We start from the raw sequence: 26,255 nt of genomic DNA, 5'->3' as shown, positions 1-26,255 counted from the left end.
AGGGTGCACGCCGTCAGGGTAACCGCGCCGCACCGGACCCGGTGCGGTCGTCCCACGTGGCGGACTGCATTCTGTGCGCGGGGCCCGGACGGGGGACGGTGCGGCGCGCGGCGCACCGGAAACCGCCCGACCATGCACAAGGTCGGCATCGACCGATAGTGTTCAGCATTGTCGAACTACGTCAGCAGGAGGCTGCGCGATGGCACGGAACATCCAGTCGCTCGAACGAGCCGCTGCGATGCTGCGACTCCTGGCGGGCGGGGAACGCCGGCTGGGCCTCTCGGACGTGGCGTCCTCCCTGGGCCTGGCCAAGGGCACGGCGCACGGGATCCTGCGCACCCTGCAGGCCGAGGGTTTCGTCGAACAGGACCCGGCCTCGGGCCGCTATCAGCTGGGCGCGGAGCTGCTGCGCCTGGGCAACAGCTACCTGGACGTGCACGAGCTGCGCGCCCGCGCGCTGGTCTGGACGGACGACCTGGCCCGGGCGAGCGGCGAGAGCGTGTACGTGGGGGTGCTGCACAAGAGCGGGGTGCTGATCATGCACCACGTGTTCCGGCCGGACGACAGCCGTCAAGTGCTGGAGGTGGGGGCGATGCAGCCGCTGCACTCCACGGCGCTGGGCAAGGTCCTGTCGGCCTACGACCCCGTGGCGCACACGGAGGCCGTGGAGGCGGAGCGGGAGGCGTTCACCCCCCGTACGGTCACCGACGCCGCCGGTTTCGAGGAGGTCCTGGACCTGACGCGGGCCCGGGGCTGGGCCGCGGACGTCGAGGAGACCTGGGAGGGCATCGCCTCGGTGGCGGCGCCGATCCACGACCGGCGGCGGATGCCCGTCGGCGCCGTCGCGGTGGCGGGGGCCGTGGAGCGGGTCTGCGGGGAGTCCGGGGAGCCGCGGGCGGCGCTCGTGGCCTCCGTACGGGACTGCGCGCGGTCGGTTTCGCGCGACCTCGGGGCGGGCCGGTTCTGAGCTTGACCTGATCCACCTGATCCACCCAGCGGCGCCACCGCGTGCCGTTTGGGTGGATTTTGTCTTTTACCGATCACCCAATGGCTGAATTTGGCTGATCGTACCTAGTGGTAACGATCCGGTTCTTTGACCTGGCCAGGCCTTGACGCGTTCTTCACCCAGGCGGAAAACTGCCGTTCATCGGTCGGCATTGTCGAACACCTACCGGCAATACGCGTTAGGCTATGGCGAGGCCAAGGACCGGTGCAGCACTCACCGAGTGCGTGGACCACCGGAGGGACCCGGTGTCCGCCCACCCCTGGACGTAAGACAAAGGAGTCGCGGGTGTCCAGCTCCGACATCTTCATCGGCGAGACCATAGGTACCGCCCTGCTCACTCTGCTCGGTGGTGGCGTCTGCGCCGCCGTCACGCTCAAGAGCTCCAAGGCCCGCAACGCGGGCTGGCTCGCGATCACCTTCGGCTGGGGTTTCGCCGTCCTGATCGCCGCCTACGTCTCCGCACCGCTCTCCGGCGCGCACCTCAACCCGGCGGTCACCGTCGGCATCGCCGTCAAGACCGGCGAGTGGGGCGACGTCCCGGTCTACCTCGCCGGCCAGCTCCTGGGCGCCATGATCGGCGCGGTCCTGATGTGGATCACGTACTACGGCCAGTTCCGTGTGCACCTGGCCGACCCGGAGCACATCCGCGACGCCAAGCTCGGTCCCGAGGACCCGCACCCGCACGACACGGCCGGTCCGGTGCTCGGCATCTTCTCCACGGGCCCCGAGATCCGTAATGTCGTGCAGAACCTCGCGACCGAGATCATCGGTACCGCCGTTCTGGTTCTGGCCATCCTGACCCAGGGCCTCCAGGGCGACGGCAAGGGGCTCGGTGTCATCGGCGTCCTGATCACCTCGTTCGTGGTCGTCGGCATCGGCCTCTCGCTGGGCGGTCCGACCGGCTACGCCATCAACCCGGTGCGCGACCTCGGTCCGCGCATCGTCCACGCCCTGCTCCCGCTGCCCAACAAGGGCGGTTCGGACTGGGGGTACTCCTGGATCCCGGTCGTCGGCCCGCTCGTCGGTGCCGCCCTCGCCGGTGGTCTGTACAACATCGCGTTCGCCTGATCAGCATCGGCAAGATCGCAAGATCCGCACCGCCCTCCTGATTCCGCCAACCCAACAGATCTGCCAGGAGCAGCCACCATGACCAGCAGCACCGGCCCCTTCATCGCCGCGATCGACCAGGGCACCACCTCCTCCCGCTGCATCGTCTTCGACCGCGACGGGCGCATCGTCGCCGTCGACCAGAAGGAGCACGAGCAGATCTTCCCGAAGCCGGGCTGGGTCGAGCACGACGCCACCGAGATCTGGACCAACGTCCAGGAGGTCGTCGCCGGGGCCATCGCCAAGGCCGAGATCACCGCCGCGGACGTCAAGGCCGTCGGCATCACCAACCAGCGCGAGACCACCGTCCTGTGGGACAAGAACACCGGCGAGCCGGTGCACAACGCGCTGGTCTGGCAGGACACCCGCACCGACGCCCTCTGCAAGGAGCTCGGCCGCAACGTCGGCCAGGACCGCTTCCGCCGCGAGACGGGCCTGCCCCTCGCGTCGTACTTCGCAGGCCCGAAGGTCCGCTGGCTGCTCGACAACGTCGAGGGCCTGCGCGAGCGCGCCGAGGCCGGGGACATCCTCTTCGGCACCATGGACTCGTGGGTCATCTGGAACCTCACCGGCGGCGCCCAGGGCGGCGTGCACGTCACCGACGTCACCAACGCCTCGCGCACCATGCTGATGAACCTGCACACCCTGGCCTGGGACGACAAGATCGCCGAGTCCATGGGCGTCCCGCTCAACGTCCTCCCGGAGATCAAGTCCTCCGCCGAGGTCTACGGGCACGTCAAGGACGGCGTCCTCGCCGGCGTCCCGGTCGCCTCGGCGCTCGGTGACCAGCAGGCCGCCCTGTTCGGCCAGACCTGTTTCGCCGAGGGCGAGGCCAAGTCCACGTACGGCACCGGCACGTTCATGCTGATGAACACCGGTGACAAGGTCATCAACTCCTACAGCGGCCTGCTGACCACGGTCGGCTACCAGATCGGCGACCAGAAGCCGGTCTACGCCCTGGAGGGCTCCATCGCCGTCACCGGCTCGCTCGTCCAGTGGATGCGCGACCAGATGGGCATGATCAAGACCGCGGCCGAGATCGAGACGCTCGCGCTCTCGGTCGAGGACAACGGCGGCGCGTACTTCGTACCGGCCTTCTCCGGCCTGTTCGCCCCGTACTGGCGCTCCGACGCCCGCGGTGTGATCGCCGGCCTGACCCGGTACGTCACCAAGGCGCACATCGCCCGTGCCGTCCTGGAGGCCACCGCCTGGCAGACCCGCGAGATCACCGACGCCATGACCAAGGACTCGGGCGTGGAGCTCGCGGCCCTCAAGGTCGACGGCGGCATGACCTCCAACAACCTGCTGATGCAGACCCTCTCCGACTTCGTGGACGCCCCCGTGGTCCGTCCCATGGTCGCGGAGACCACCTGCCTCGGCGCCGCCTACGCCGCCGGCCTGGCCGTCGGCTTCTGGCCCGACACCGATGCCCTGCGCGCCAACTGGCGCCGCGCGGCGGAGTGGACCCCGCGCATGCCCGCCGAGCAGCGGGACCGCGAGTACAAGAGCTGGCTCAAGGCCGTGGAGCGGTCCATGGGCTGGGTCGACGACGAAGACGCCAGCTGACCGCACCAGCTGAGTCAATCGACGAGGAGCTGAAAGAGATATGAGCACCCTGCAGAGCGTTCCCGCCCTGGGTACGCACCCGACCGCCGGTTCGAACCCGAGCCGCGCCGAGACCCGTGAGCAGCTGTCGAAGGCCACCTACGACCTGCTCGTCATCGGCGGTGGCATCCTGGGCACCTCGGTGGCCTGGCACGCCGCGCAGTCGGGTCTGCGGGTCGCCATGGTGGACGCCGGCGACTTCGCCGGCGCCACCTCCTCCGCCTCCTCCAAGCTCGTCCACGGCGGTCTGCGCTACCTGCAGACCGGCGCGGTCAAGCTGGTCGCCGAGAACCACCACGAGCGCCGGGTGCTGGCCAAGGACGTGGCCCCGCACCTGGTCAACCCGCTGACCTTCTACCTGCCCGTGTACAAGGGCGGTCCGGTCGGCGCGGCGAAGCTGGGCGCGGGCGTGTTCGCGTACTCGGCGCTCTCGGCCTTCGGCGACGGGATCGGCAAGGTCATCTCGCCGGCCCGCGCCGTCGCCGACAACCCGGGTCTGAAGACGGACAACCTGAAGGCCGTCGCGGTCTACTACGACCACCAGATGAACGACTCCCGCGTCGCGGTCATGACGGTCCGCGCGGCCGTCGAGTCCGGCGCGGTCGTCCTGAACCACGCCGAGGTCACCGGCCTGCGCATGACGCGCGGCCGGGTCACCGGTGCCGAGCTCAAGGACCGTCTCGACGGCACCGAGTTCGGGGTCGACGCGCGCGTCGTGCTCAACGCCACCGGCCCGTGGGTGGACCACCTGCGGCGCATGGAAGACAAGCACTCGATGCCGTCGATCCGCCTGTCCAAGGGCGCGCACATCGTCATGAAGCGCAAGTCGCCGTGGAAGGCCGCCATGGCCACCCCGATCGACAAGTACCGCATCACCTTCGCCCTCCCGTGGGAGGACCAGCTGCTCCTCGGTACGACCGACGAGGTCTACGAGGGCGACCCGGCGGACGTGCGCGCCACCGAGTCGGACATCCAGCAGATCCTCGACGAGGCGGCCTTCTCGGTGAAGGACGCCGACCTCGACCGCTCCCTGATGACGTACGCCTTCGCCGGCCTGCGGGTGCTGCCCGGCGGCCCCGGCGGCGTCGAGAAGGCCAAGCGCGAGACGGTGGTCTCCGAGGGCGCGGGCGGCATGCTGTCGGTGGCCGGCGGCAAGTGGACCACGTACCGTCACATCGGCCGTGTGGTCATGGACAAGCTGGCCAAGCTGCCCGGCAGCCCGCTGACCGAGGACATGGAGCCGGTGAAGTCGCTGGTGCGCCGCGTCCCGCTGCCCGGTGTCGCCAACCCGAACGCCGTCGCGCACCGGCTGCTCGTGGACCGCGAGCCCGGCACGCGCATGGACCCGCTGACGGCCCGCCACCTGGCCTCGCACTACGGCTCGCTGGCCTTCGACATCGCGCGCCTGGCCAACGAGGACCCGGCCCTGGCCGAGCGGATCCACCCGGACGGTCCGGAGATCTGGGCGCAGGTCGCCTACGCCCGTGACCACGAGTGGGCCGAGACGGTCGACGACGTGCTGCGCCGCCGTACCACGGTGACGGTCCGCGGTCTGGACGACGAGGCCGTGCGCACCCGCGTCGAGGAGATGCTGGGCCTGTAGGCATAGCTGTCCCGCAGGTGGGGAAGAGGGGCGGTTCCGAGGGGAACCGCCCCTCTGTCGTGGGCTGTGGCCGGTGCCTCATCAAGGCTTAGGCTGGCCCACGTACGCAAGGGAACTTCGGAAGGAGACCTGGGTGATCGAGCTTGAGGGCGTGCCCGAGCTGATCGACCCGGTCATGGTGGCCGCGTTCGAGGGCTGGAACGACGCGGGTGACGCCGCCTCCGGTGCGGTGGCGCACCTGGACCGGGAGTGGAAGGGCGAGGTCTTCGCGGCGCTGGACGCCGAGGACTACTACGACTTCCAGGTCAACCGGCCGACGGTGTGGCTGGACAACGGGGTCAGGAAGATCACCTGGCCCACGACGCGGCTGTCGGTGGTCCGGATCGGCGGCGCGAAGCCGCGGGACCTGGTGCTGGTGCGGGGCATCGAACCGTCCATGCGGTGGCGGTCGTTCTGCGAGGAGATCCTCGGCTTCGCCGTCGAGCTGGGCGTGGAGATGGTGGTCATCCTGGGCGCGCTGCTCGGGGACACCCCGCACACCCGGCCGGTTCCGGTGAGCGGGGTGACCTCGGACGCGGACCTCGCGCGGACGATGGACCTGGAGGAGACCAAGTACGAGGGTCCGACCGGGATCGTGGGCGTCCTGCAGGAGGCCTGCACCCATGCCGGGATGCCGGCGGTGTCGCTGTGGGCGGCGGTGCCGCACTACGTGTCGCAGCCGCCGAACCCGAAGGCGACGCTGGCGCTGCTGAACCGGCTGGAGGACCTGATCGACATCCGGATCCCGCTGGGCGAACTCCCGGAGGACGCGCGGGCCTGGCAGCTGGGGGTGGACCAACTGGCCGCCGAGGACAGCGAGGTGGCGGAGTACGTCCAGACGCTGGAGGAGGCGCGGGACACCGCCGACCTGCCGGAGGCCTCGGGGGACGCGATCGCGCGGGAGTTCGAGCGGTACCTGAGGCGGCGGGACCCGTCGGCGGGTCCCGAGACGGCCGGTGACACGGGCTCCTACTTCCGCGACCTGTCGGGCGGCCCCCGCCCCCAGCCGAAGCCGAAGCCGGACGGCCCGGCGGACCAGGACGGCCCCTCCGGGGGCGACGGGAGCGAGGACGGCGACGGGGCGTAGCGGCCCCGGCCCGGTTCGCCCACCGTGCACGAGAGTTCGGTGGGCGGTCCGCTGCTGTGGCCGGCCGGCGAACCGTGGGCCGCGGGTACACCTTGCAGTTCTACGCGTGCCCCGCCGACCCCCGGCACCCTCCGGTGACCGTCATGCAGGGATCCGGCGCCGCGCTGGGCGGCGCAACGACGGAGCGCGCCCCCCGGCCGGGCCGGGGGGCGCGCTCCGTGCGTACTGCTCCGGTCTAGAGGGCCACGCCCAGGAGGGCGTCGACCGTGCGGGAGACCAGGCCCGGGGCCGACTCGTCGTCGCCGTCCGAGGCGTTCTGGGCGTCCACCCAGCGGTCCACGGCCGCGAGCGCGGCCGGGGCGTCCAGGTCCTTCGACAGGGCCTCGCGGACCTCCTCGACGAGGGCGTCCGCCGGCAGGCCGTCCGGCCGGGAGACCGCCGCGCGCCACCGCTCCAGCCGGGCCACGGCCTCGGCGAGGACCTCGTCCGTCCACTCCCAGTCGGCCCGGTAGTGGTGGGCGAGGAGGGCCAGCCGGATGGCGGCCGGGTCGACGCCGGCCCGCCGCAGGGCGGAGACGAAGACCAGGTTGCCCTTGGACTTGGACATCTTCTCGCCGTGCAGCGCGACCATGCCCGCGTGGACGTAGGCCTTGGCCATCGGGGCTTCGCCCGTCAGGACCTGCGCGTGCGAGGCGCCCATCTCGTGGTGCGGGAAGGCCAGGTCGGAGCCGCCGCCCTGGATGTCGAAGCCCATGCCCAGGTGGTCCAGGGCGATGGCGACGCACTCGATGTGCCAGCCGGGGCGTCCGCGGCCCAGGGAGCCGCCGTCCCAGCTCGGCTCGCCGGGACGCGCGGCCATCCACAGCATCGGGTCGAGGGGGTTCTTCTTGCCCGGACGGTCCGGGTCCCCGCCCCGCTCCGCGGACAGCAGCCGCATCGCCTGGGCGTCCAGGTTGGAGACCCCGCCGAAGTGCGGGTCGGACTCCACGGAGAAGTAGACGTCCCCGTCGAGCTCGTAGGCGGCACCCGCGTCGCGCAGCCGCTCGACCAGCGGCACGATGCCGGGTATGGCCTCGACGGCGCCGATGTAGTGCTGCGGGGGCAGCATCCGCAGGGCGGTCATGTCCTCGCGGAAGAGGGCGGTCTCGCGTTCCGCGAGCTCGGTCCAGTCGTGGCCGTCGCGCAGCGCCCGCTCCAGGAGCGGGTCGTCCACGTCCGTGACGTTCTGGACGTAGTGAACCTGCCGCTTGTTGTCGAGCCACACGCGCTGCACGAGGTCGAACGCGTTGTAGGTCGCCGCGTGACCGATGTGGGTCGCGTCGTACGGGGTGATCCCGCAGACGTAGATACGGGCGACGGGACCGGGGTCGAGGGTGATCGTCCCCTGGGTCGCGGTGTCGTGGATCTGGAGGTCGCGGCCCTTGCCGGGCAGGGCGGGGACCTCAGAAGCGGGCCAGGCATGCATGCTTCGAGCCTAACCGGACGAGTGTTCCGGAAACGAACCGGAGCAGCACTGTTGGCTTGATCGGCCATCTTGCGGTCTGGCCGGTTCTGTGCGTCGGGGGTCGTGGCCGCTCAGACGGGCGGCCAGGGGATCGCCGGCCACTGTCCGGAGGGCTTCGGGTGCGTCCCGTTGCGCAGCAGCAGGGCCACACGGGCCCGTACGGCGCCCAGCTCGACCGGGGTGATCAGTTCGGCCAGCCGGGTGGCGAGGGGGGCGCCCTCGGCCAGCTGCGCCTCCAGGGAGCCCAGCACCTGCCGGGCCTCGTCGGTGAGCGGCTCCCCCGCCCAGCCCCACAGCAGGGTGCGCAGTTTGTCCTCGGCGTGGAAGGTCACGCCGTGGTCGATGCCGTAGAGCCTGCCGTCGGGGGCGGGCAGCAGGTGGCCGCCCTTGCGGTCGCCGTTGTTGATCACCGCGTCGAGTACGGCCAGGCGCCGCAGCCGGGGGTCGTCGGCGTGCACCAGCAGGGCGGTGCGGCCCTCCCCCACCTCGGCGAGGGCGACCGGCTTCCAGCCCTCCCCTGCCTCCTCGCCCTCGACGAGCGCGAGCAGCCCGGCCTCCGGCGATTCCCCGGCGTCGATCCAGTGCTGGACCATGCCCTCTCCGTACGGGCCGTCGCGCAGGACCGTCGCGGGGACGAGCCCCCATCCGGTGGCCTCGGAGACCAGGTAGGCGGCGCGCTCGCGGCGGGCGAGGTTGCCGTCGGGGAAGTCCCACAGCGGGCGCTCGCCCTTGACCGGCTTGTAGACGCACTCCGCGCTCGTGCCCTCGTGGGCCACCGTGCACAGCAGCACGGCGTTGGAGGCCTCGGCGATGCGGCCGCGGACGGTGAGCTCACCGCGGGTGAGCAGCTCCTCGATCGGGGTCACGGCGCTCACACCTGGCGCCGGTACCCGTTCTGGCGCGGGCACACGTGTCCCTCGGGGTCGAGCGGCAGACTGCACAGGGGGCACGGGGGGCGGCCCGCGTTGACCACGTCCAGGGCCCGCTTGGCGAAGGCGCGGGCCTGGGCCCCGGAGAGGCGCACGCGCAGCATCGGCGGGCCGTTCTCCTCGTCCTGGAGGAGCCGCTCCTCGGCCTCGGCGAGGTCCTCGTCGGAGCCGGCGTCGAGTTCGACGAGGGCCTGGGCCTCGACGATCATCCGCTGCTCCTCGCCGTCCCAGGCGAGCGCCATGGTGCCGACGCGGAACTCCTCCTCGACGGGGACGTCGAGGGGGGCGGTGTCGGCGGCCTCGGTGGAGGCGACGGCGGGGACGGGCGCGTTCCCGCCGGTGCGCCGCACGACCTCGTCCAGCAGTTCGTCCATCCGCTCGGCCAGTGCGGCGACCTGGGTCTTCTCCAGGGAGACGCTGGTGACCCGGGCTCCCGCGGAGGCCTGCAGGAAGAACGTACGGCGTCCAGGCAGACCGACCGTGCCGGCCACGAAGCGGTCCGGCGGGTCGTAAAGGAACACCTGACGGGGCACGACCGGTCTCCAAGTCTGAGGCAGGGCAGGGCTGCGCCCGTGTGGGGGCGCCATGCCACCCTACTGCGCCGTTCGATCAGGCCGCGCCCGCGCCGCCGCCCACGACGGCGTTCCCGCCGTCCTCGGTCGTGGTGTCGGGGGACGGGGCGGTGCGGGGGGCGAGGGGCGAGAGGTCCCCGGTGTCGCCGAGTCGCAGCAGGAAGGGCCTGGTGGGGGTGTAGCGGATCGCGGTGACCGAGCAGGGGTCGACGTGGATCCGCTGGAAGAGGTCGAGGTGCATGCCGAGGGCGTCGGCGACGAGGGACTTGATGATGTCGCCGTGGGAGCACATCAGGTAGACGGCGTCGCTGCCGTGCTCCTCCTCGATCCGGGCGTTCCACTCCCGTACGGCGTCCACGGCGCGGGCCTGCATGGCGCGCATGGACTCGCCGCCGGGGAAGCCCGCGGCCGAGGGGTGCTGCTGGACGATCTTCATGAGGGGTTCGTCGGCGAGTTCGGAGAGTTTGCGGCCGGACCAGTCGCCGTAGTGGCACTCGCCGATGCGGTCGTCGGTGTGCAGGGGCAGGCCGGGGCGGGCGGCCAGCAGGGGGGCGAGGGTCTCGCGGCAGCGCTCCAGGGGGCTGGTGACGGCGGCCACGAGGGGCACCGCGTCGAGCCGTCCGGGGAGTGCGGCGGCCTGGGCGGTGCCGTGGTCGTCCAGGGTCACCCCCGCGGTCCATCCGGCGAGCACGCCCGCGGTGTTGGCGGTGGACCGCCCGTGTCGTACGAGGATCAGCATGGCCATGGGGGAAGCCTAAGCCGTGCCGCCGTTGTGCGGGTGGGCCCCGGTCGGGGGAGAATGCCCGGCGTGATTGTCGACTGCGCGATGTACCGGGACGGCCGCCGCTCCGCGGCACCGGAGGACTTCTCCGATGCCCTCGACGAGGCGCGGGCCTCGGGAGACGCGTTCGTGTGGGTGGGCATGCACGAGCCGACGGAGAGCGAATTCGATCACGTGAGCCGGGAGTTCGGGCTGCACGCGCTGGCGGTGGAGGACGCGCTGACCGCGCACCAGCGGCCGAAGCTGGAGGTCTACGACGACTCGCTGTTCGTGGTCCTCAAGCCGGTGCTCTACGACGACGACACGGACACGGTGTCCACCGGCGAGCTGATGGTCTTCATAGGCGACTCCTTCGTGGTCACCGTCCGGCACGGCGAGGGGGCCGCGCTGAAGACCGTGCGGCACCGGCTGGAGCAGGAGCCGCAGGTGCTGCGGCACGGGCCGACCGCCGTGCTGTACGCGGTGTCCGACGCGGTGGTGGACCACTACATCGAGGTGGCGGCCGAGCTCCAGGCGGACCTGGAGGAGCTGGAGGCGGAGGTGTTCGCGCCGAACGCCTCGGACTCCAAGAACACCGCCGCGCGGATCTACGGCTTCAAGCGGCAGGTGCTGGAGTTCCGCCGGGCGACGAGCCCGCTGCTGCAGCCGATGGACCGGCTCGCCTTCGGGCAGGTGCCGTTCGTGCACGAGCACTCGCAGCCCTTCTTCCGTGACGTCGCGGACCACCTGACGAAGGCCAACGAGTACATCGAGGGTCTGGACCGGCTGCTGTCGGACGCGCTGGCCGCCCACCTGGCGCAGATGGGGGTCCGGCAGAACGACGACATGCGCAAGATCTCCGCCTGGGCGGCCATGGCCGCCGTCCCGACCATGGTCGCGGGGATCTACGGGATGAACTTCGACCACATGCCGGAGCTGCGGCAGGGTTGGGGCTACCCGGCGGTGCTGGCGCTCATGGCGGGCCTGTGCGCGGGCCTGCACCGGATGTTCAAGCGGCGCGGCTGGCTGTAGCGGCCCTACGCGCGGCCGTGCGCGGCGGCGGGTGCGCCGCCCAGGGCGTCGCGCCGCTCCGGCGGGCGCAGGCCGACCATCCGGTGCCAGCCGGCGAAGCGCTCGTACGCGTACGCCCCGCGGATGCCGGCGGCCAGCGCGGCCGCCTTGGGCGCGGGCCAGCGCAGCAGCCGGCCCATGTGGGCCATGACGGCGAGGCTGACGTCGCGGTGGACGGCGATCTCGGCGAGCGCGCTCTCGCGCAGCACCCGCTGGATGGTCCGCCCGTGTCCGGCGCGGGCCAGGCGCAGCAGTTCCTCGTGGCAGTAGGCCAGGTGGTTGTCCTCGTCGCCGCTGATCTGGCGGACGGCCCTGCCGATCTCGGGGTGGTCGCCGAAGTGGTTCACCAGCAGGACCATCTGCTCGGAGGCGCGCTGTTCGGTGACGCGGCTGTGCGCGAGGTAGACGACGATGTCCCGTTCGCTCAGTGCTTCCTCGCGGCGCAGCCTGTCGTGCGCGAGGCCGATGCCGCGGCGTTCCAGCAGCATGGTGTAGTCGGTCTCGGGCGGTACGGGGACGGGGGCCAGGCCGCGGTTGCGCAGCAGGGCCCGGAAGATCCGGCCGTGTTTGTCCTCGTCGGCTCCGTGCCGGGTGATCTTGGGTGCGAGGTCGCGCATGCCGTCGGGGACGAGGGCGGCGATCCTGGCGTTCTCCCAGCCGCCCTGGGACTCCCCGCTGGCGGCGATGGAGCAGAACAGCTGGAAGGAGTCGTCGTGGCCGACGATCTCCTGGAACAGGCTGCGGGCAGAGAGCATGGAACGAGTCAAATGCGGATCTGCCGGGCGGGCAACCGAGGGCTCGCCCCGACTCGGCCGAATGAACGATCCGGGCGGCCGCGGCCCGGGGCGTAACCCCGGGGGCGGGCCGCGCGTTGTTGGCTGTGTCGGCCGTGGCGGGGAAGACCCCCCGAGCCCCCACCACGGCCGCAGACCCCGATCCGGACGCCGCCCCCGCACCTCACAGGTGCCGCGGGCGGCGTCCGTGCTCAGGCCAGTCCGGCCAGTTCCAGGGCCTCGGTCCCGGCGCGCAGGGCGGCGAGGCGCTCGTCCAGGGTGAAGCCGGCCGGGGCGAGCGTCAGGGTGGTGACACCGGCGTCGGCGTAGGCGCGCATGCCGTCCGCGATCCGCTCGACGGAGCCCAGCAGGGTGGTCGAGTCGATCAGCGAGTGCGGTACGGCGGCCGCCGCGCCCTCCTTGTCGCCGCCCAGGTACTTGGCCTGGATCTCGGCGGCCTCCTTCTCGTACCCCATGCGCTGGGCGAGCTGGTTGTAGAAGTTCTGCTTGGGGCTGCCCATGCCGCCGACGTACAGGGCGGTGTAGGGGCGGAACACGTCCGCGAGGGCGTTCACGTCCTCGCCGAGGGCCAGCGGCACGGTCGGGCAGACGTCGAAGCCGTCCATGGTCAGCCCGGCCTTCTCGCGCCCGGCGCGGATGTGGCGCAGGGCCGTCTCCTCCAGGTGCTCGGCGGCCGGGAAGATCAGCAGGGCTCCGTCGGCGATCTCGCCGGTCTGCTCCAGGTTCTTGGGCCCGATGGCGGCGATGTAGAGCGGGATGTGCTCGCGCTCGGGGTGCACGGTGAGCTTGAGCGGCTTGCCGGGGCCGCCGGGCAGCGGGAGGGTCCAGTGCGCGCCGTCGTAGGAGAGGCGCTCGCGGCTCATCGCCTTGCGGACGATCTCCACGTACTCCCGGGTCCGGGCGAGGGGCTTGTCGAACTTCACCCCGTACCAGCCCTCGGAGACCTGCGGGCCGGAGACGCCGAGGCCGAGCCGGAAGCGGCCCTTGGTCAGCGAGTCCAGGGTGGCGGCCGTCATCGCCGTCATGGCGGGCTGGCGGGCCGGGATCTGGAAGATGGCCGAGCCGACGTCGATCCGCTCCGTCTGGGCGGCCACCCAGGCGAGCACGGTGGCCGCGTCGGAACCGTAGGCCTCGGCCGCCCAGCAGACGTCGTAGCCGAGGCGGTCCGCCTCCTGTGCGACGGCGAGGTTGTCGGCGTCCATGCCCGCACCCCAGTAGCCGAGGTTGATGCCGAGCCGCATGTGTCGTCCCCTTACGATGTGCCGCTTTACCGATCAGTAACGTGGGTCTGCGGGGGACTGTAGCGCGCCCGGCCGCCGCGCGGCAGTGCCCCAGTAGTCTCAGCGCTCATGGAGCAGAGGCATCTCGGCCGCACCGGACTGCGCGTCTCCCGGATCGGCCTCGGCACCCTGACCTGGGGCCGTGACACCGGCGAGGAAGCCGCCGCCGAGCAGTTGAAGACGTTCTGGGAGGCGGGCGGCACGCTCGTCGACACGGCCGACGTGTACGGCGGCGGGGAGGCGGAGTACCTCCTCGGGCAGCTGGTGGGCTCCCTCGTGCCGCGCCGGGACCTGGTCATCGCGACCAAGGCGGGCAGTGTGCCGGACCCGGACCGGCGGTTCGACGGCTCGCGCGGGCACCTGCTGGCCGCCCTGGACGACTCCCTGGACCGCCTCGGCACCGACTACGTGGACCTGTGGCAGGTGCACGCCTTCGACCCGGCGACCCCGCTGGAGGAGACCCTCCAGGCGCTGGACCTGGCCGTCGGCAGCGGCCGGGCCCGCTACGCCGGGATCTCCAACTTCAGCGGCTGGCAACTGGCGAAGGCGGCGACCTGGCAGCTGGCCGCGCCCGGGACGCGGACCCGGCTCGCGTCGACGCAGATGGAGTACTCGCTCCTGCAGCGGGGCGTGGAGCGGGAGGTGCTCCCGGCCGCGCTGGACCTCGGGGTGGGCCTGCTGCCCTCCTCCCCGCTGGGCCGGGGGGTGCTGACGGGCAAGTACCGGGAGGGGACCCCGGCGGACTCCCGGGGCGCCTCGCAGTCGCTGGCCGCCTTCGTGGGCCCGTACCTGGACGAGGCCGCCGGGCGGATCGTGGACGCGGTGGTGACGGCCGCGCAGGGCCTGGCCGTCACCCCGCTCCAGGTGGCGCTGGCCTGGGTCCGGGACCGGCCGGGGGTGGTCGCCCCGATCGTCGGCGCGCGGACGTCGGCGCAGCTCGGGGCGGCGCTGTCGGTGGAGGCCCTTAGTCTTCCGGAGGAGATCTGCCGGGCTCTGGACGACGTGTCGGCGCCCGTGCACCGCTATCCCGATCAGGACTGGAGCACGCTGTGAGTACGGACCCCGAGGCCACCGGCCCCGCCGACCCCGCCGCCGCGGAGGAAACGGGCGCGGCCGCCACACTGGCCCCGGAGCCCGACGCGCCTGCCGCGCCCGACGCGGCGGAGGAACAGGACACGACCCGGGCCGACGCCGACGGCGAGGGGGACGAAGCCCCGGCCGACGACGCCGAGCCGGACCCGAGCCCCTCCGGTGGTGCCGAGGCAGGGGCCGAGGACGGGGAGGAGCCCGGCGCGGCCGACGGGACCGCGGAGGCCGGGAAGGCGGGCGAGGGCGCGGAGGCCGGGAAGGCGGGCGAGGGCGCGGAGAGCGCGGAAGCGGCAGCGCCCGGGCTCAGCGAGGCCCAGGCCGAACTGGCCGCGCAGAAGATCGAACGGGAACGCATCGCCCGCCGCAAGGCGGAACGCGAGGGCCCCGTGGACGCCGGCGCCAAGCTCAGCGGCAAGGCCGCCGACCTGCTGGCCGCCGTCCGGGCCGTGGAGAGCGGCGCCAAGCCCTCCGCCGTGTTCTTCGACGAGGCCCCCGCCACCCCCCGCCGGCCGGCCCCCGCTCCCCCGCAGCCCCGCCCCGCCGCGGCCCCCGCCGCGGCGCCCGCCCCCACCGCCGAGGACATCGGTGCGGTGCGCTCCGTACTGGCCCGCGGCGGGGCCCCGGAAGCCCTCGCCGGAGCCGCTGCCGAGGCCCTCGGCGAGGGGGCCGCGGACCTGCTCGCCGAGGACCCCTGGCGGCTGCTCGCGGTCCCCGGGGTGCGCCCGGCGCAGGCCGACGGCTTCGCGCAGGCCCTGCTGGGCCCCGGCGCCGGTCCCGCCGACGAGCGCCGGAGCGCGGCCCTGCTGGGCTGGCTCCTGGACCAGGCCGCCCTCAAGGGGCACACCGCGCTGGAGGCCCCGGTCCTGGAGAAGGCCCTGGCCCAGTACGGGGTTCCGGCCCCCGCCGAGGCCCTGGAGGCGGCCGTCGGGGAGGGCGCGGTGCTGGTGTTCCACGAACCGCTGGGCGAGCCCGGCCCGCAGGCGGCGGACGCCGGGGGCACCGGCGGCGACGAGGAGGACGAGCCGCGGCCGGTACGGATCCTCGTGGGCCTGGAGGAACACGCTCTGGCCGAGGAGAGCCTCGCCGACGGCCTGGCCCGGCTGACCGGCACCTTCGGCGGTCCGGCCGACTGGTCCGAGGTGGCCTCCGGACCCGGCGCCGAGCTGGTCCGGGCCGTCGCCGCACACGGCCTGGTCACCCACACCGGCGGCGAGGCGGCCCGCGCCGAGCCGCTGGCGCTGCTGGCGGCCGCCCGGAAGCTGGGTCTGCGGGCCGTCCTGGCCGCGCACGCCCCCACCGGCGACGCCGTGGGCGTGGCGGGCCTGCTCTCGGGGGCCCAGGGCCCCGGCCGGGACGCCGACGGCCGCTTCGACCTCGACCTGCTCATCGTGCTGGACGCGCCGCAGCTGGACGTGGAGACGGCCGCCGCCCTGGTGGAGTCGGTGCCGGACGGGGCCCGTCTGGTGCTCTCCGGTGACCCCGGGGTGCTCGGGTCCGCCGGGCCGGGGCGGGTGTTCGCCGATGTGCTGGCCGCCCGCGCCTGCCCCCAGGTGGTGTCCCGGACTCCGGACCCGGGCCCGCTCGGCGAGCTGGTGTCGGGGATCGGCGTCGGGGAGCTGAACCAGGTCGAGGCCCCGGGCAAGGAGATCGTCATCGTCCCGGTGCGCGACGCCGGGGAGGCCGTGCACCGCACCGTGCAGCTGGTCTCCGAATCGGTGCCGCGCGCCTTCGGCATCCCCGCGGACGCCGTGCAGGTGATCACCCCGGGCCACGGCGGCGCGGCGGGCACCCGGGCGCTCAACGCGGCCCTCAAGGAGCGGCTGAACCCCGGCCCGGGGCGGTTCGGCGGCTTCGATCCCGGTGACCGGGTCGTCCACGTCCCCGCGCCGGGACGGGCCGTGCCGGGCCGGGTGGTGTCGGCCGACGCGCAGGGGCTGCACCTGGAGGTGGCGGGCGCACGGGCCGTCGTACCGAAGGAGCGGGTGGAGTCGCAGGTGCGGCTCGGCTGGGCGGTGACGGCGCACCAGGCCGTCGGAGCGCGCTGGCCCGCGGTGGTCGTCGTCCTGCCGGGGGACGCGGCGCAGGCCCTGTCCCGGGACTGGGTGTACACGGCGTTCGGGCGGGCCGAGCGGCACCTGTCGGTGGTGCACGGGGTGGACCAGGCGCTGCCGCGCGCGGTGGCCGAGGGGCTGCCGAAGCCCCGTACGACCCGTCTGACGGGTCTGCTGCGGGCCCTGACGGCGGCCCAGCAGCCGCAGGAGTAGCGGGAGGGGCCGGATCCCCCGCCGCGCCGAGGACGGCGGGGCGGGGGATGCGGCGTGCGCGGCCGGCGGCCGGTGGGCTCAGGCCGCCGGGCTCAGGCCGGTGCCGGGGCCGCGGCCTCCTCGTCCTCGTCGAAGTCCTCGTCCTCGGCGTCCTCGTCGAAGACGGAACTGACGTCGAAGCGGTGCACCACGTCCTGCGGATCGGTCTGCCCGAAGGGCGAGTTCAGCCAGTCCCCCGGTTCGGCGACCTCCTCCAGCGCCGCGATCCAGAGGGTGGAGTCGCCTTCCTCCAGGCCGAACTCCTTGTAGCGGGAAGCGATCTCGTCGGGCTCGTACTCCCCGAAGAGCACGCCGAGCGCCCCCGCGGTGCCCGGGTCGTCGACGAGTTCGGCGTCCCGGTCGTGCGCGGCGACGCGCTCGGCCTGGGCGATCAGGCGGGCCGGTTCGACGACGGCGTAGTCGCGGCGGATGAGCACGCTGAAGGCGGCGGGTTCGGCGGGGCCGGCGTAGGCGACGCCGTCCTCGGGCGTGGGGATCTCGAAGGGGGTGACCTCGTCGTAGCGGTCGTAGAGGAGTTCGTCGTACTCCTCGGCGGCGGCGGCGAGTTCGTTGAAGGCGGCGTAGACGGCCGGGTCCTCGTCCCCGACCCTGCTCTCGACCGCGGCGAGGTGACGGTCGAGAGCGGCCTTGACCGCCTCGGCGGCGGCGCGTACCTCGGCAACAGTGGGCAGAGCGGCATCAGACATAGTGCAGACGCTATCCGTAGCAGGCCGGTGCCCGCACAATAGATGCGATGCCGGAATACGAATTTGTCCACGTGTACGTGCCTCGCGGGACCTCCCGCCAGGAGGCGACCCGCCTGTTGACCGACCACGCCGAGTACGGCCACTGGGAGCTGGACCGGATGGCCCTGTACCGGGACGGCAGCCGCCGCGTGCGGTTGCGCCGCCGGATCATCCGCCAGGTCCGCGCGACCTGGTGACGCGGGCCCCGGACCGCGGGGCCCGCGTCACGGTGTCCGTCAGGCGGCGTTGCGGGCGCGCCGGTAGAGCACGGCTCCGGCCAGCAGCAGGCCGCCCGCGATCGGGATTCCGGCGGTCATGACGTCACCCGCGCCGGTGGCGGCGAGCCCGGGGGTCCGGCCGCCCGGGGTGCCGGGGTTGCCCGGGGTCTGACCACCGGGGGTGCCGGGGTTGCCCGGGGTCTGACCACCCGGAGTGCCGGGGTTGCCCGGAGTCTGGCCGCCCGGATTGCCCGGCGTGCCGGGGTTGCCGGGGGTGTGACCACCGGGAGTACCGGGGTTGCCCGGGGTGCCCGGGTTGCCCGGGTTGCCCGGCGTGTGACCGCCAGGAGTACCCGGGTTGCCCGGCGTGTGACCGCCCGGGGTGCCGGGGTTACCGGGGGTGTGACCGCCCGGAGTACCCGGGTTGCCCGGGGTGTGACCGCCCGGAGTCCCCGGGTTGCCGGGGGTATGACCACCGGGAGTGCCGGGGTGGCCCGGGGTGCCCGGGTTGCCGGGGTGGCCCGGCTCGTCGCAGTGCTCGTCGTCCCCGCCGCCCGGGTGGCCCGGGTGCTGCGGCGTGGCCGACGTGTTGGCGCAGCGGTTGCCGAAGGCCGGGTTGAGCAGGCCGATCACGGAGACCGTGTTGCCGCAGGCGTTCACCGGTGCGTCCACCGGCGCCTGCACGCTGTTACCGGACAGCAGGCCCGGTGAGTTCGCGGCGTGTCCGGACGCCCCGGAGTCGGCTTGGGCGTAGCCGCCGCCCATCGCGAGGACGCCCCCCGCCGCCGCCATCGTGATCAGCGTCTTCCTCGTGACCTGTACCGGTCGTCGCATCTGTACTCGTCCCCTGGTGTGTACGTGTCGGTCGGCGCACAGGCCGTACAGGCTCCCCCGCCTGCCGCGCCGAAGAGGTGTGCTCCGGGCCGGAAAGCCCGGCGGCCCCGGAGCGCTGGGATGCGCTCCGGGGCCACTACTTCAGACGCGTCAGGCGTTGACGCAGGTGTTGCCGAAGGCCGGGTTGAGCAGGCCGATCACGGAGATCGTGTTGCCGCAGACGTTCACGGGCACGTGGACCGGAACCTGGACGACGTTGCCGGACAGGACACCGGGGGAGCCGATGGCCGCACCCTGAGCGCCCGCGTCGGCGGCGGCGAGGCCGGCACCCGCGAGAACCAGACCACCGGTGGCAGCCGCAGCGGCGACAACCTTCTTGAGCATTGTTCCTCCTAGTAGGCAAGTGCGGTCCCAGCCGCGGACCGCACCACCTGTAACGAGGAGGGATCACCAGGGCTACGAGCGTATGAGTGCATTCACTCTTCTCAGTGGAATGCGCACATCCGCGCGATTACGGGCCGTCAGGCGTTGTCGATGAACCGGTCGAGGACCCGCACGCCGAACTTGAGCCCGTCGACCGGCACCCGCTCGTCCACGCCGTGGAACATCCCGGCGAAGTCAAGCTCCGGCGGCAGCTGCAGCGGCGCGAAGCCGAAGCAGCGGATGCCGAGGTCGTCGAAGGACTTCGCGTCCGTACCGCCCGAGAGCATGTACGGGACGGCGCGCGCGATCGGGTCCTCGGCCTTCAGGGCGCTCTGCATGGCGTCCACGAGCCGCCCGTCGAAGTCCGTCTCCAGGGCCTTGTCCCCGTGCACGTCCTCCCGCTTGACGCGCGGGCCGAGGATCCGGTCGAGGTCGGCGAAGAACTCGTCCTCGTAGCCCGGCAGGAAGCGGCCGTCGACGTGAGCCGTGGCCTGGCCGGGGATGACGTTCACCTTGTAGCCGGCGCCGAGCATGGTCGGGGCGGCCGAGTTGCGCAGGGTGGCGCCCACCATCTTGGCGATGCCGCCGAGCTTGGCGAGGGTGGCGTCCATGTCGTCGGGGTCGAGCGGGGTCCCGAGGGCGTCCGAGAGCTCGTCCAGGAAGTGCCGGACGGTCTTGGTCACGCGCACCGGCCACTGATGGCGGCCGAGGCGGCCGACGGCCTCGCAGAGCTCGGTGATGGCGTTGTCGCTGTTGGTCATGGAGCCGTGGCCCGCGGTGCCCTCCACCGTGAGCCGCATCCAGTGCATGCCCTTCTGGGCGGTCTCCACGAGGTAGAGGCGCAGGTTCTCGTTCACCGTGAAGGAGAACCCGCCGACCTCGCCGATGGCCTCGGTGACGCCCTCGAAGAGCCCGGGGTGCTTGTCGACGAGGTGGCGGGCGCCGTAGGTGCCGCCCGCTTCCTCGTCGGCGAGGAAGGCGAGGACGATGTCCCTGGGGGGCTTGCGGCCGCTGCGCATGCGCTCGCGCACGACGGCCAGCGTCATCGCGTCCATGTCCTTCATGTCGACCGCGCCGCGGCCCCACACGCAGCCGTCCGCGATCTCGCCCGCGAAGGGGTCGTAGGTCCAGTCGGCGGCGTTGGCCGGGACCACGTCGGTGTGCCCGTGGATCAGCAGCGCGGGCCGCGAGGGGTCCTCGCCCTCGATGCGGGCCACGGTCGAGGCGCGCCCCTTGTGCGACTCGAAGATCTGCGGCTCCAGCCCGACCTCGGCCAGCTTCTCGGCGACCCACTCGGCCGCCTTGCGCTCGCCCGGTCCCGAGTGGTCCCCGTAGTTGCTGGTGTCGATCCGGATGAGGTCCCGGCAGAGGTCGACGACCTCGTCCTCGCCGGAGACGTTCTTGCCCGCGCCCGATTCGCTCACGCTGCTTCCTCCCACTGATCAGTACCGGCTACGTCCCCATCCTCCCGCCCCGGGCCGCTCCGCCCAAGGGCGATCCCCGGTCACCGGGGGGTGTGATCGGGGCCCCCGAATGTTTGGTAATGTTTTCCACGTCGGAACGGCCCGCGAGGGACGCGAGACAGACACCTTGTCCGGGTGGCGGAATGGCAGACGCGCTAGCTTGAGGTGCTAGTGCCCTTTATCGGGCGTGGGGGTTCAAGTCCCCCCTCGGACACAAGAGAGAAGGACCCCGCTCCGGCGGGGTCCTTCTTCGTTCTCCGGGCGTTACCAGGCTGCCAGCCGGTCGCCCTCGACGAGCTCCGAGACGAATCCGTCGGGGCCGGTGGCGGGCGCGCCGAGGACGGTGACGCGGTGCATGACGCGGTCGACGTCGAGGTGGCCGAAGTCGGTCGGGGCGAAGTGGCAGGTGCTCCGGTTGTCCCAGAAGGCGATGCTGCCCGGCTCCCAGCGGAAGCGTACGGTGTACTCGGCGCTGGTCATGTGCTGGAAGAGCAGGTCCAGCAGGTGACGGCTCTCGATCTCGCTGAAGCCGACGATCCGGGTGGTGGAGCCGGGGCTGACGAACAGCGCCTTCTCCCCCGTCTCGGGGTGTACGCGGACCACGGGGTGGACGGCGACCTGGGGGTCCTCGGTGTAGATCTTGAGGATCTGCCGGTCGCGCTCGTCGGAGTGGCGCAGGTGGACGGCGGTGAAGAAGGCGTGCTCGGCCTGGAGCGTGTCCAGCAGGCCCCGCAGCTGCGGGGAGAGGCCCTCGTAGGCGGCCACGGTGTTGGTCCACTGGGTGTCGCCGCCGAAGGCCGGGGTGGTCTCGGCGCGCAGGATGGACAGGTCGGGCGGGTTGACGGCCTGGGTGAGGTCGCTGTGCCAGCCGGCGATGGGCGAGACCCACTTGCGGCGGTAGTGCTCCTCGAAGTTCTTGCCGTAGCGCTCGACGTCGGCCTTGGCGTCGACGGTGAGGATCTCGGGGAAGCCCTCGGGCGAGACGCCGTGCTTGGCGCCGGGGCGGCGGGTGAGGTCGCCGAAGCGGCGGCCGAAGGCCACGTGCCGGGCGTGGTCGAGCTCCTGGCCGCGGAAGAAGAGGACGCGGTGGGTGAGCACGGCCTGCCGGATCTCGGCGACGGTGGCGTCGTCGAGGTCCTCGCGCAGGTCCACTCCGGACACCTCGGCGCCTATGTGCCCGGCGACCTGGCGGACGGAGATCCTGCTGGTTCGCTCTGTCTGGATCACGGTGGGGATCCGCCTCTCGGATGAAGGGTGGGGAAGGTGGGGTGGGGTGGGCGCGGGACCACCCGCTCCGGCCTCAGCCGAAGTGGACGGTCCACTGCACCCACAGGGGCAGCAGGAGCAGCGACGCCAGGGAGCTCTTGACCACGAGCTCGGCCGACATGGCGACGTCGACGTCGTAGCGCTGCGCGAAGATGAAGAGGTTCTGCGGGGCGGGCATGGCGGCGATCAGGACGAGGTAGCTGAGCCACTCCCCCTCGACGCCGAAGAGGTACCGGCACACGGCCCAGGCGATGAAGGGGAAGGCTGCGCACTTGAAGGCGATGAGCCACAGCTCCTCCAGGGTGGTGCCCCGGATCGTGAGGCCGGCGCCGCCCAGGTGCAGGCCGAGGGCGAACAGCGCCACCGGGGAGGCGCTGTCGCCGACGAACGCGAAGCTGTCCAGGACCGCCTTCGGCAGGTGCACCGACAGCAGGTTGAGCAGGATGCCCGCGTTGCAGGCCAGGACGACCGGGGTCACGAGCGAGGCCCCGACGGCCCGGGCCAGCCGTACGCCCGGGCCGCCCGCGGCGGGGCGGCCCAGTTCCATGATCGAGATGACCACGAGGGACAGCACGCAGACCTGGAACAGCAGCACGGGGAAGATCGGCGCGGCGTTCCCGAAGAGCATGATGAACACCGGTACGGCGAAGTAGGCGGTGTTCACCTGCACGCCGGCCATGATCCGCAGCGCGACGCCGCGGGGGTCCAGGACCCCCGTCAGCCGGGCCGCGATCCCGACGGCGACGACCGCGCAGGCGGCCGCGGCCGCGTAGCCGCCGATCGCCCTCCAGTCGAAGAGGGCGGCCAGGTCGCTCGCGTAGATGTTGCCGAACAGGTAGCAGGGGACCGCGAAGAGGAAGGCGTAGTCGGCGAAGACCTTGGAGCTGTCGGCCGGCACCACCTTTCGCCGCGCGAGGAGAACGCCGCAGCCGAAGGCCAGGACCACCGGCAGCAGCTTCTCCAGGGCTGTCAGCGCCCCCATGCGTGCGGCACTTCCACCGGGCTGCGGCCCGCGATCAGGTCGTGGTAGCCGGTGACGAGCCGCCCGATCACCTCGTTGCCGCGCAGGTCGTAGTGGTGGTCGTCGATGCGGGCGACGGGGAGGATCTCGCAGGCGGTGCCGCAGATGAACGCGCCGTCCGCCTCGGCGACGAATTCCGGGCCCAGGTCGCCGATCTCGTACGGGATGCCCTCGTGCCCGGCGATCGCCAGGACGCAGGCCCGGGTGATGCCGTCGATGGTGCACCGGGTGGTGGGGGTGTGGAGGGTGCCGCCCCTGGTGAAGAAGATGTGGGCGCCGGTGGCCTCCACGATGTGGCCGCGGTCGTCGAGGAGCATCGCGTCGTCGAAGCCGGCCCGCAGGGCGTGGTTCTTGCTGACGGTGCCGATCATGTAGTTGCCGGCGGCCTTGCTCTTGACCGGGGCGTACTCCGGGGACGGGCGCCGGTAGTCGGCGGTGACCAGGGAGATGCCCGTCCGCAGGGCGTCGGCCGCGGCGTAGTAGCCGGCCGGGATCTCCCAGGCGGCCACGGAAGTGTGTACGGAGGTCTTCAGCGCGGCGGTCTGGATGACCTCGGAGCCGCGCCAGGCGTTCATGCGGATGTAGCCCTCGGTGATGCCGGCCGCGGCGACGACGTCGAGGGTCGCCCGGTGGAGCGTCTCGTCGTCGTGTTCGAGGTCGAAGTCGAGGATGCGGGCCGAGGTGCGCAGCCGTGCGATGTGCTCGCGCAGCATGAAGGGGGCGCCGGCGTAGACGCGTACGCCCTCGAAGACGCTGCTGGCGTAGTGGAGGCCGTGGGTGAGCACGTGCAGCTTGGCGTCGGCCCACTCCACGAGGCCGCCGTCGAGCCAGATCTGACCGGTTCGCTGGTCGAAGGGAAGCAAGGGGGACACCTCAGAGTGCAAGGTCGAAGAGCGGGTTCTGGAGGTCGCCGACGAGGGCGACGAAGCGCCGCTGGTGCGGGGTGAGGCTGCGCACGGACACGCCGTGCAGGGCGAGCGGGTTGATCGGGTACATGACCAGGGTGTTGCTGCGGTAGGGGACGGTGGTGACCTCCTCGACGTACTTCGGGTCTATGTCGAAGCGGTTGTCGCCGTACTCGGAGGCGCTGGTGGTGAACTTGTGGGCGCCCTCCCGGTACTTGTACAGCACGAGGTCGCCGCCGTCGGCGTCGTCCTGCGTCTGGCGCATGTAGAAGAGCCCGCCGAAGAGCTTGTGGGGCTTGTCCACGTGGGGGCCGCGGTAGGCGGAGGGGCGGCCGGTGACGGCCGAGTTGATGACGGCGGTGCAGTCCATCAGGATGTCGTGGGTCTCGAAGCCGTCCCGGTTGCGGCGGCCGACGCGGAGCTCGCGCAGCGGGCCGCACTGCTTCTCGGCGTCGGGGAGGTTCGCGAGCAGGTCTTCCTGGAAGAGGTCGAGGAACTCGGCGTAGAACTCGGGCGACGCGTGGTAGGTGACGAAGTCCTTCCACACCCGGGCCATCGCCTCGTCCTGCAGGATGTGCTCGGACATGTAGTTGTAGCGCTCGTTCGAGGTGATCTCCTTGCCGATGCGGGTGCCGATGTATTCGGCGGTCGGCATGGACGCGGACAGCGCATCGTACAGGTCCCGGGGAAGCGCGTCACGGATCACGACGTGCGGGAACGGGTCGCGGCGGATGTCGTCCTTGGTGACTCCGGCCAGCAGGGAGCGGATGGGCGGGACGGACTGCGTCATGTCTCTTCTCCTCGGGTGGGGTGGCGGGTCGGGCGGGGTCAGGGGGTCAGGTTCCTGACGGACAGCCAGGTCTCCAGCATCAGCAGGGACCAGAGGATCTCGGCGGTGTGGGCGCCGGGGTTCTCGGACTGCATGCGGAACAGGTCGCGGACGACGTCCTGGCGGAAGTGGTCGCGGCAGCGGGCGCCGGGGCCCAGGAGGGTGTCGCCGATCAGCTCGTGGAGCGCCTCGCCGGGCTTGATCATCGCGGCGACGGGGAGGGTGAAGGGCTGCTTGGGCCGTTCGACGACGCTGCGCGGGATCCAGCGGCGCGCGGCCTCGGAGACGGGTGCCTTGACGGTGTCGCAGACGACCTTCAGTTCCGTGGGCAGGGCGTGCGCGAACCGCATCACGGCGGGCTGGAGGAAGGGGATCCGGGCCTCGACCGAGTGCGCCATGCTCAGGTGGTCGACGCGGCGCAGGATGTAGTAGGGGAACCGTTCCGCCTGGTCGTAGCGGAGCAGCGTCTCCAGTTTGTCGTGGGTCGCGGAGCGGACGCGGCGGTCCAGTTCGTCGCCGGCGCGGTCGGCGAAGAGTCCGCCGTCGGCCTCGACGAGGGCGCGGTACTCGGGGGTGTAGAGCCCCCGCAGGGTGCCGGTGCCGACGGCGGCCATGGTGTCCTGGTAGCCGCGGTGCCAGGCGGCGTCGCCGTCCCGGGCGGCCTTGACGAAGCGGGCGTAGCCGCCGAAGAGTTCGTCGGCGCCGTCGCCGGTGAGGGCGACCTTGAATCCGGCGTCGTGGACGGCTTCGAAGAGGGCGAAGGTGCTCAGGCTGTGCGGGGCGTTGTTCGGCTGGTCCAGGTGGCGGACGAAGCGGTCGACGAGGGCGGGGAAGTCCGCGGGGTCGAGCAGGACCTGGTGGTGGCGGGTGCCGCAGTGGCGGGCCACCTCCTCGGCGAAGTGCCGTTCGTCGCTGGGCCAGGTGCCCTTGTAGGCGACGTTGAAGGAGGCCAGGTCGGGGACGAGGCCCGCGGCGATGGCGGTGGTGTAGCTGGAGTCGAGGCCGCCGCTGGTGATGACGCAGACGGGTACGTCCGCGTCCAGCATCCGGGTGAGTTCACGGCGCAGGATGCCGTCGAGGAGGCCCGCGGCCGCGGTGAGGGTGGGCCCGCCGTCCGGCCACTCGATCGGGGCGGGCGGGAGCGGGGTGCGGGTGAGGGTGACGCGGCCGTCGGCGAAGCGCAGTGCGGTGCCGGGCTCCAGGGTGCGGACGCCGGTGTGGATGGTGCGCGGTCCCCAGACGGCCTTGCCGCCGAGGTAGCGGTCGATGGCGAGGGGGTCGACGGCGTCGGGGAAGTCCGGGAAGCGGGACAGGCCCTGGAGTTCGGAGGCGAAGCAGAGCCGGCGGCCGTCGGCGGAGAGGTGGTAGTAGAGGGACTTCATGCCGGCGTGGTCGTTGAAGAGCTTCAGGCAGGGTTCGCCGCGCCGGTCGACGAGGGCGATCGCGAACATGCCCTCCAGCCGGGAGACGAAGGCGTCGCCGTACCGCTCGTACAGCGGCAGCAGGACGTCGCCGTCGCAGTCGCCCTCGAAGGCGTGGCCCTGGGCGGCGAGTTCGGCCCGCAGTTCGCGGTGGTTGTAGATCTCGCCGTTGAACACGCAGGTCATGTCGCCGAGGACGAAGGGCTGGCGGCCGTGGCCGATGCCCTGGACGGCGAGCCGGTTGTTGCCGAGCGCCCAGGTCCCCTCCGTGTGGAGGGTCTGTTCGTCGGGGCCGCCCGGGTGCATCGCGCGGGCGACGGCGTGCAGTGCGTCGCGGTCGACGGGATCGCCGCCGAAGTGGCCGTAGATGCGGCACATGC

General features: G+C 72.3%; 24 protein-coding genes and 1 tRNA gene. 10 read left to right on the top strand and 15 right to left on the bottom strand.

Features of this window, described 5'->3' with window-relative positions; translation table 11 throughout:
* Positions 1–199 precede the first annotated feature (199 nt).
* The 5 genes from SLAV_RS29155 to SLAV_RS29135 all read left to right on the top strand — a co-directional run bounded on the left by SLAV_RS29155 (position 200) and on the right by SLAV_RS29135 (position 6,447).
* Positions 200–967: an IclR family transcriptional regulator gene (locus tag SLAV_RS29155; protein WP_030239019.1), complete on the top strand. Its 768-nt coding sequence runs from the start codon at positions 200–202 to the stop codon at positions 965–967.
* Between the two features lie 324 nt (positions 968–1,291).
* A complete protein-coding gene (locus SLAV_RS29150) occupies positions 1,292–2,074 on the top strand; it encodes an MIP/aquaporin family protein (protein ID WP_030239016.1) in 783 nt (260 codons plus the stop codon).
* Positions 2,075–2,152: 78 nt separating this feature from the next.
* Complete coding sequence (gene glpK / locus SLAV_RS29145) at positions 2,153–3,679, top strand: glycerol kinase GlpK (protein ID WP_030239014.1); 1,527 nt, start codon at positions 2,153–2,155, stop codon at positions 3,677–3,679.
* A gap of 40 nt (positions 3,680–3,719) precedes the next feature.
* Entirely contained in the window at positions 3,720–5,321 is a 1,602-nt protein-coding gene (locus SLAV_RS29140; protein ID WP_030239012.1) for a glycerol-3-phosphate dehydrogenase/oxidase, read from the top strand.
* Positions 5,322–5,454: 133 nt separating this feature from the next.
* A complete protein-coding gene (locus tag SLAV_RS29135) occupies positions 5,455–6,447 on the top strand; it encodes a PAC2 family protein (protein WP_030239010.1) in 993 nt (330 codons plus the stop codon).
* Between the two features lie 235 nt (positions 6,448–6,682).
* Here the strand turns inward: SLAV_RS29135 and mshC are convergent, their stop codons facing one another.
* The 4 genes from mshC to SLAV_RS29115 all read right to left on the bottom strand — a co-directional run bounded on the left by mshC (position 6,683) and on the right by SLAV_RS29115 (position 10,197).
* Positions 6,683–7,912, bottom strand: coding sequence for a cysteine--1-D-myo-inosityl 2-amino-2-deoxy-alpha-D-glucopyranoside ligase (gene mshC, locus SLAV_RS29130; RefSeq protein WP_030239009.1), 1,230 nt, complete (start codon positions 7,910–7,912; stop codon positions 6,683–6,685).
* A gap of 110 nt (positions 7,913–8,022) precedes the next feature.
* Positions 8,023–8,817, bottom strand: a complete 795-nt coding sequence (locus SLAV_RS29125; protein ID WP_030239006.1) for an SCO1664 family protein — start codon at positions 8,815–8,817, stop codon at positions 8,023–8,025.
* A gap of 5 nt (positions 8,818–8,822) precedes the next feature.
* The gene (locus tag SLAV_RS29120; protein WP_030239003.1) at positions 8,823–9,413 is read right to left on the bottom strand and encodes a DUF3090 domain-containing protein; all 591 of its coding nucleotides are present in this window, start codon (positions 9,411–9,413) and stop codon (positions 8,823–8,825) included.
* Positions 9,414–9,489: 76 nt separating this feature from the next.
* Entirely contained in the window at positions 9,490–10,197 is a 708-nt protein-coding gene (locus SLAV_RS29115; RefSeq protein ID WP_030239000.1) for a histidine phosphatase family protein, read from the bottom strand.
* 54 nt (positions 10,198–10,251) lie between these two features.
* Between SLAV_RS29115 and corA the strand changes: the two genes are divergently transcribed.
* Positions 10,252–11,244, top strand: coding sequence for a magnesium/cobalt transporter CorA (corA, locus tag SLAV_RS29110; RefSeq protein ID WP_030238998.1), 993 nt, complete (start codon positions 10,252–10,254; stop codon positions 11,242–11,244).
* 5 nt (positions 11,245–11,249) lie between these two features.
* Here corA and SLAV_RS29105 read toward each other — a convergent pair whose 3' ends face one another.
* Together SLAV_RS29105 and SLAV_RS29100 are read right to left on the bottom strand one after the other, a co-directional pair.
* Positions 11,250–12,038, bottom strand: coding sequence for a hypothetical protein (locus SLAV_RS29105; protein ID WP_030238996.1), 789 nt, complete (start codon positions 12,036–12,038; stop codon positions 11,250–11,252).
* A gap of 230 nt (positions 12,039–12,268) precedes the next feature.
* Positions 12,269–13,318, bottom strand: coding sequence for an LLM class F420-dependent oxidoreductase (locus SLAV_RS29100; protein WP_030238993.1), 1,050 nt, complete (start codon positions 13,316–13,318; stop codon positions 12,269–12,271).
* A 108-nt stretch (positions 13,319–13,426) separates the two neighbouring features.
* Here SLAV_RS29100 and SLAV_RS29095 point away from each other — a divergent pair, with 108 nt between their 5' ends.
* Both SLAV_RS29095 and SLAV_RS29090 read left to right on the top strand, forming a co-directional pair.
* Positions 13,427–14,410, top strand: a complete 984-nt coding sequence (locus SLAV_RS29095; RefSeq protein ID WP_030238991.1) for an aldo/keto reductase — start codon at positions 13,427–13,429, stop codon at positions 14,408–14,410.
* Entirely contained in the window at positions 14,407–16,710 is a 2,304-nt protein-coding gene (locus tag SLAV_RS29090; protein WP_100660986.1) for a helix-hairpin-helix domain-containing protein, read from the top strand. Before SLAV_RS29095 ends, SLAV_RS29090 begins: the two co-directional genes overlap by 4 nt.
* 92 nt (positions 16,711–16,802) lie before the next feature.
* Here SLAV_RS29090 and SLAV_RS29085 read toward each other — a convergent pair whose 3' ends face one another.
* On the bottom strand, positions 16,803–17,456 hold the full coding sequence (locus SLAV_RS29085; protein ID WP_030238987.1) for a hypothetical protein: 654 nt from the start codon (positions 17,454–17,456) through the stop codon (positions 16,803–16,805).
* A gap of 47 nt (positions 17,457–17,503) precedes the next feature.
* On the opposite strand from SLAV_RS29085, the gene SLAV_RS29080 reads away from it, so the two are divergent.
* Entirely contained in the window at positions 17,504–17,692 is a 189-nt protein-coding gene (locus tag SLAV_RS29080) for a DUF5703 family protein (protein WP_030238985.1), read from the top strand.
* Between the two features lie 39 nt (positions 17,693–17,731).
* On the opposite strand, the gene SLAV_RS29075 is transcribed toward SLAV_RS29080, so the two are convergent.
* From SLAV_RS29075 to SLAV_RS29065, 3 genes are all read right to left on the bottom strand, one after another.
* On the bottom strand, positions 17,732–18,547 hold the full coding sequence (locus SLAV_RS29075) for a chaplin (protein ID WP_030238983.1): 816 nt from the start codon (positions 18,545–18,547) through the stop codon (positions 17,732–17,734).
* 150 nt (positions 18,548–18,697) lie between these two features.
* Entirely contained in the window at positions 18,698–18,931 is a 234-nt protein-coding gene (chpH, locus tag SLAV_RS29070; protein WP_030238980.1) for a chaplin ChpH, read from the bottom strand.
* 137 nt (positions 18,932–19,068) lie between these two features.
* The gene (locus tag SLAV_RS29065) at positions 19,069–20,394 is read right to left on the bottom strand and encodes a M20/M25/M40 family metallo-hydrolase (protein ID WP_030238977.1); all 1,326 of its coding nucleotides are present in this window, start codon (positions 20,392–20,394) and stop codon (positions 19,069–19,071) included.
* A 168-nt stretch (positions 20,395–20,562) separates the two neighbouring features.
* On the opposite strand from SLAV_RS29065, the gene SLAV_RS29060 reads away from it, so the two are divergent.
* Positions 20,563–20,647 (top strand) — tRNA-Leu (locus tag SLAV_RS29060).
* A 50-nt stretch (positions 20,648–20,697) separates the two neighbouring features.
* Here SLAV_RS29060 and SLAV_RS29055 read toward each other — a convergent pair.
* From SLAV_RS29055 to asnB, 5 genes are all read right to left on the bottom strand, one after another.
* A complete protein-coding gene (locus SLAV_RS29055; protein ID WP_030238974.1) occupies positions 20,698–21,660 on the bottom strand; it encodes a TauD/TfdA dioxygenase family protein in 963 nt (320 codons plus the stop codon).
* A gap of 73 nt (positions 21,661–21,733) precedes the next feature.
* Positions 21,734–22,681 (bottom strand): AEC family transporter, encoded by a 948-nt coding sequence (locus SLAV_RS29050; RefSeq protein WP_030238971.1) that lies wholly within the window; start codon positions 22,679–22,681, stop codon positions 21,734–21,736.
* Entirely contained in the window at positions 22,669–23,592 is a 924-nt protein-coding gene (locus tag SLAV_RS29045; RefSeq protein WP_037688596.1) for an aminotransferase class IV, read from the bottom strand. The genes SLAV_RS29050 and SLAV_RS29045 overlap by 13 nt, the downstream gene beginning before the upstream one ends.
* Position 23,593: 1 nt before the next feature.
* On the bottom strand, positions 23,594–24,415 hold the full coding sequence (locus tag SLAV_RS29040) for a hypothetical protein (RefSeq protein WP_030238967.1): 822 nt from the start codon (positions 24,413–24,415) through the stop codon (positions 23,594–23,596).
* A gap of 38 nt (positions 24,416–24,453) precedes the next feature.
* Positions 24,454–26,253 (bottom strand): asparagine synthase (glutamine-hydrolyzing), encoded by a 1,800-nt coding sequence (gene asnB / locus SLAV_RS29035; protein WP_030238964.1) that lies wholly within the window; start codon positions 26,251–26,253, stop codon positions 24,454–24,456.
* Between the last annotated feature and the right edge of the window lie 2 nt (positions 26,254–26,255).

Source organism: Streptomyces lavendulae subsp. lavendulae, from assembly GCF_002803845.1.
Classification (GTDB): Bacteria; Actinomycetota; Actinomycetes; order Streptomycetales; family Streptomycetaceae; genus Streptomyces; species Streptomyces lavendulae.
Note: the sequence above shows the minus strand (reverse complement) of the source record. Positions and strands in the feature narration are given on the sequence as shown.

What these genes read in the sequence shown, in the direction of transcription:
- SLAV_RS29080 (WP_030238985.1), top strand. Translation starts at nt 17,504, where the DNA reads ATGCCGGAATACGAATTTGTCCACGTGTACGTGCCTCGCGGGACCTCC.
- SLAV_RS29085 (WP_030238987.1), bottom strand. Translation starts at nt 17,456, where the DNA reads ATGTCTGATGCCGCTCTGCCCACTGTTGCCGAGGTACGCGCCGCCGCC.
- asnB (WP_030238964.1), bottom strand. Translation starts at nt 26,253, where the DNA reads ATGTGCCGCATCTACGGCCACTTCGGCGGCGATCCCGTCGACCGCGAC.
- SLAV_RS29075 (WP_030238983.1), bottom strand. Translation starts at nt 18,547, where the DNA reads ATGCGACGACCGGTACAGGTCACGAGGAAGACGCTGATCACGATGGCG.
- SLAV_RS29115 (WP_030239000.1), bottom strand. Translation starts at nt 10,197, where the DNA reads ATGGCCATGCTGATCCTCGTACGACACGGGCGGTCCACCGCCAACACC.
- SLAV_RS29095 (WP_030238991.1), top strand. Translation starts at nt 13,427, where the DNA reads ATGGAGCAGAGGCATCTCGGCCGCACCGGACTGCGCGTCTCCCGGATC.
- SLAV_RS29140 (WP_030239012.1), top strand. Translation starts at nt 3,720, where the DNA reads ATGAGCACCCTGCAGAGCGTTCCCGCCCTGGGTACGCACCCGACCGCC.
- SLAV_RS29040 (WP_030238967.1), bottom strand. Translation starts at nt 24,415, where the DNA reads ATGACGCAGTCCGTCCCGCCCATCCGCTCCCTGCTGGCCGGAGTCACC.
- chpH (WP_030238980.1), bottom strand. Translation starts at nt 18,931, where the DNA reads ATGCTCAAGAAGGTTGTCGCCGCTGCGGCTGCCACCGGTGGTCTGGTT.
- SLAV_RS29050 (WP_030238971.1), bottom strand. Translation starts at nt 22,681, where the DNA reads ATGGGGGCGCTGACAGCCCTGGAGAAGCTGCTGCCGGTGGTCCTGGCC.
- glpK (WP_030239014.1), top strand. Translation starts at nt 2,153, where the DNA reads ATGACCAGCAGCACCGGCCCCTTCATCGCCGCGATCGACCAGGGCACC.
- SLAV_RS29105 (WP_030238996.1), bottom strand. Translation starts at nt 12,038, where the DNA reads ATGCTCTCTGCCCGCAGCCTGTTCCAGGAGATCGTCGGCCACGACGAC.
- corA (WP_030238998.1), top strand. Translation starts at nt 10,252, where the DNA reads ATGCCCGGCGTGATTGTCGACTGCGCGATGTACCGGGACGGCCGCCGC.
- SLAV_RS29155 (WP_030239019.1), top strand. Translation starts at nt 200, where the DNA reads ATGGCACGGAACATCCAGTCGCTCGAACGAGCCGCTGCGATGCTGCGA.
- SLAV_RS29100 (WP_030238993.1), bottom strand. Translation starts at nt 13,318, where the DNA reads ATGCGGCTCGGCATCAACCTCGGCTACTGGGGTGCGGGCATGGACGCC.
- mshC (WP_030239009.1), bottom strand. Translation starts at nt 7,912, where the DNA reads ATGCATGCCTGGCCCGCTTCTGAGGTCCCCGCCCTGCCCGGCAAGGGC.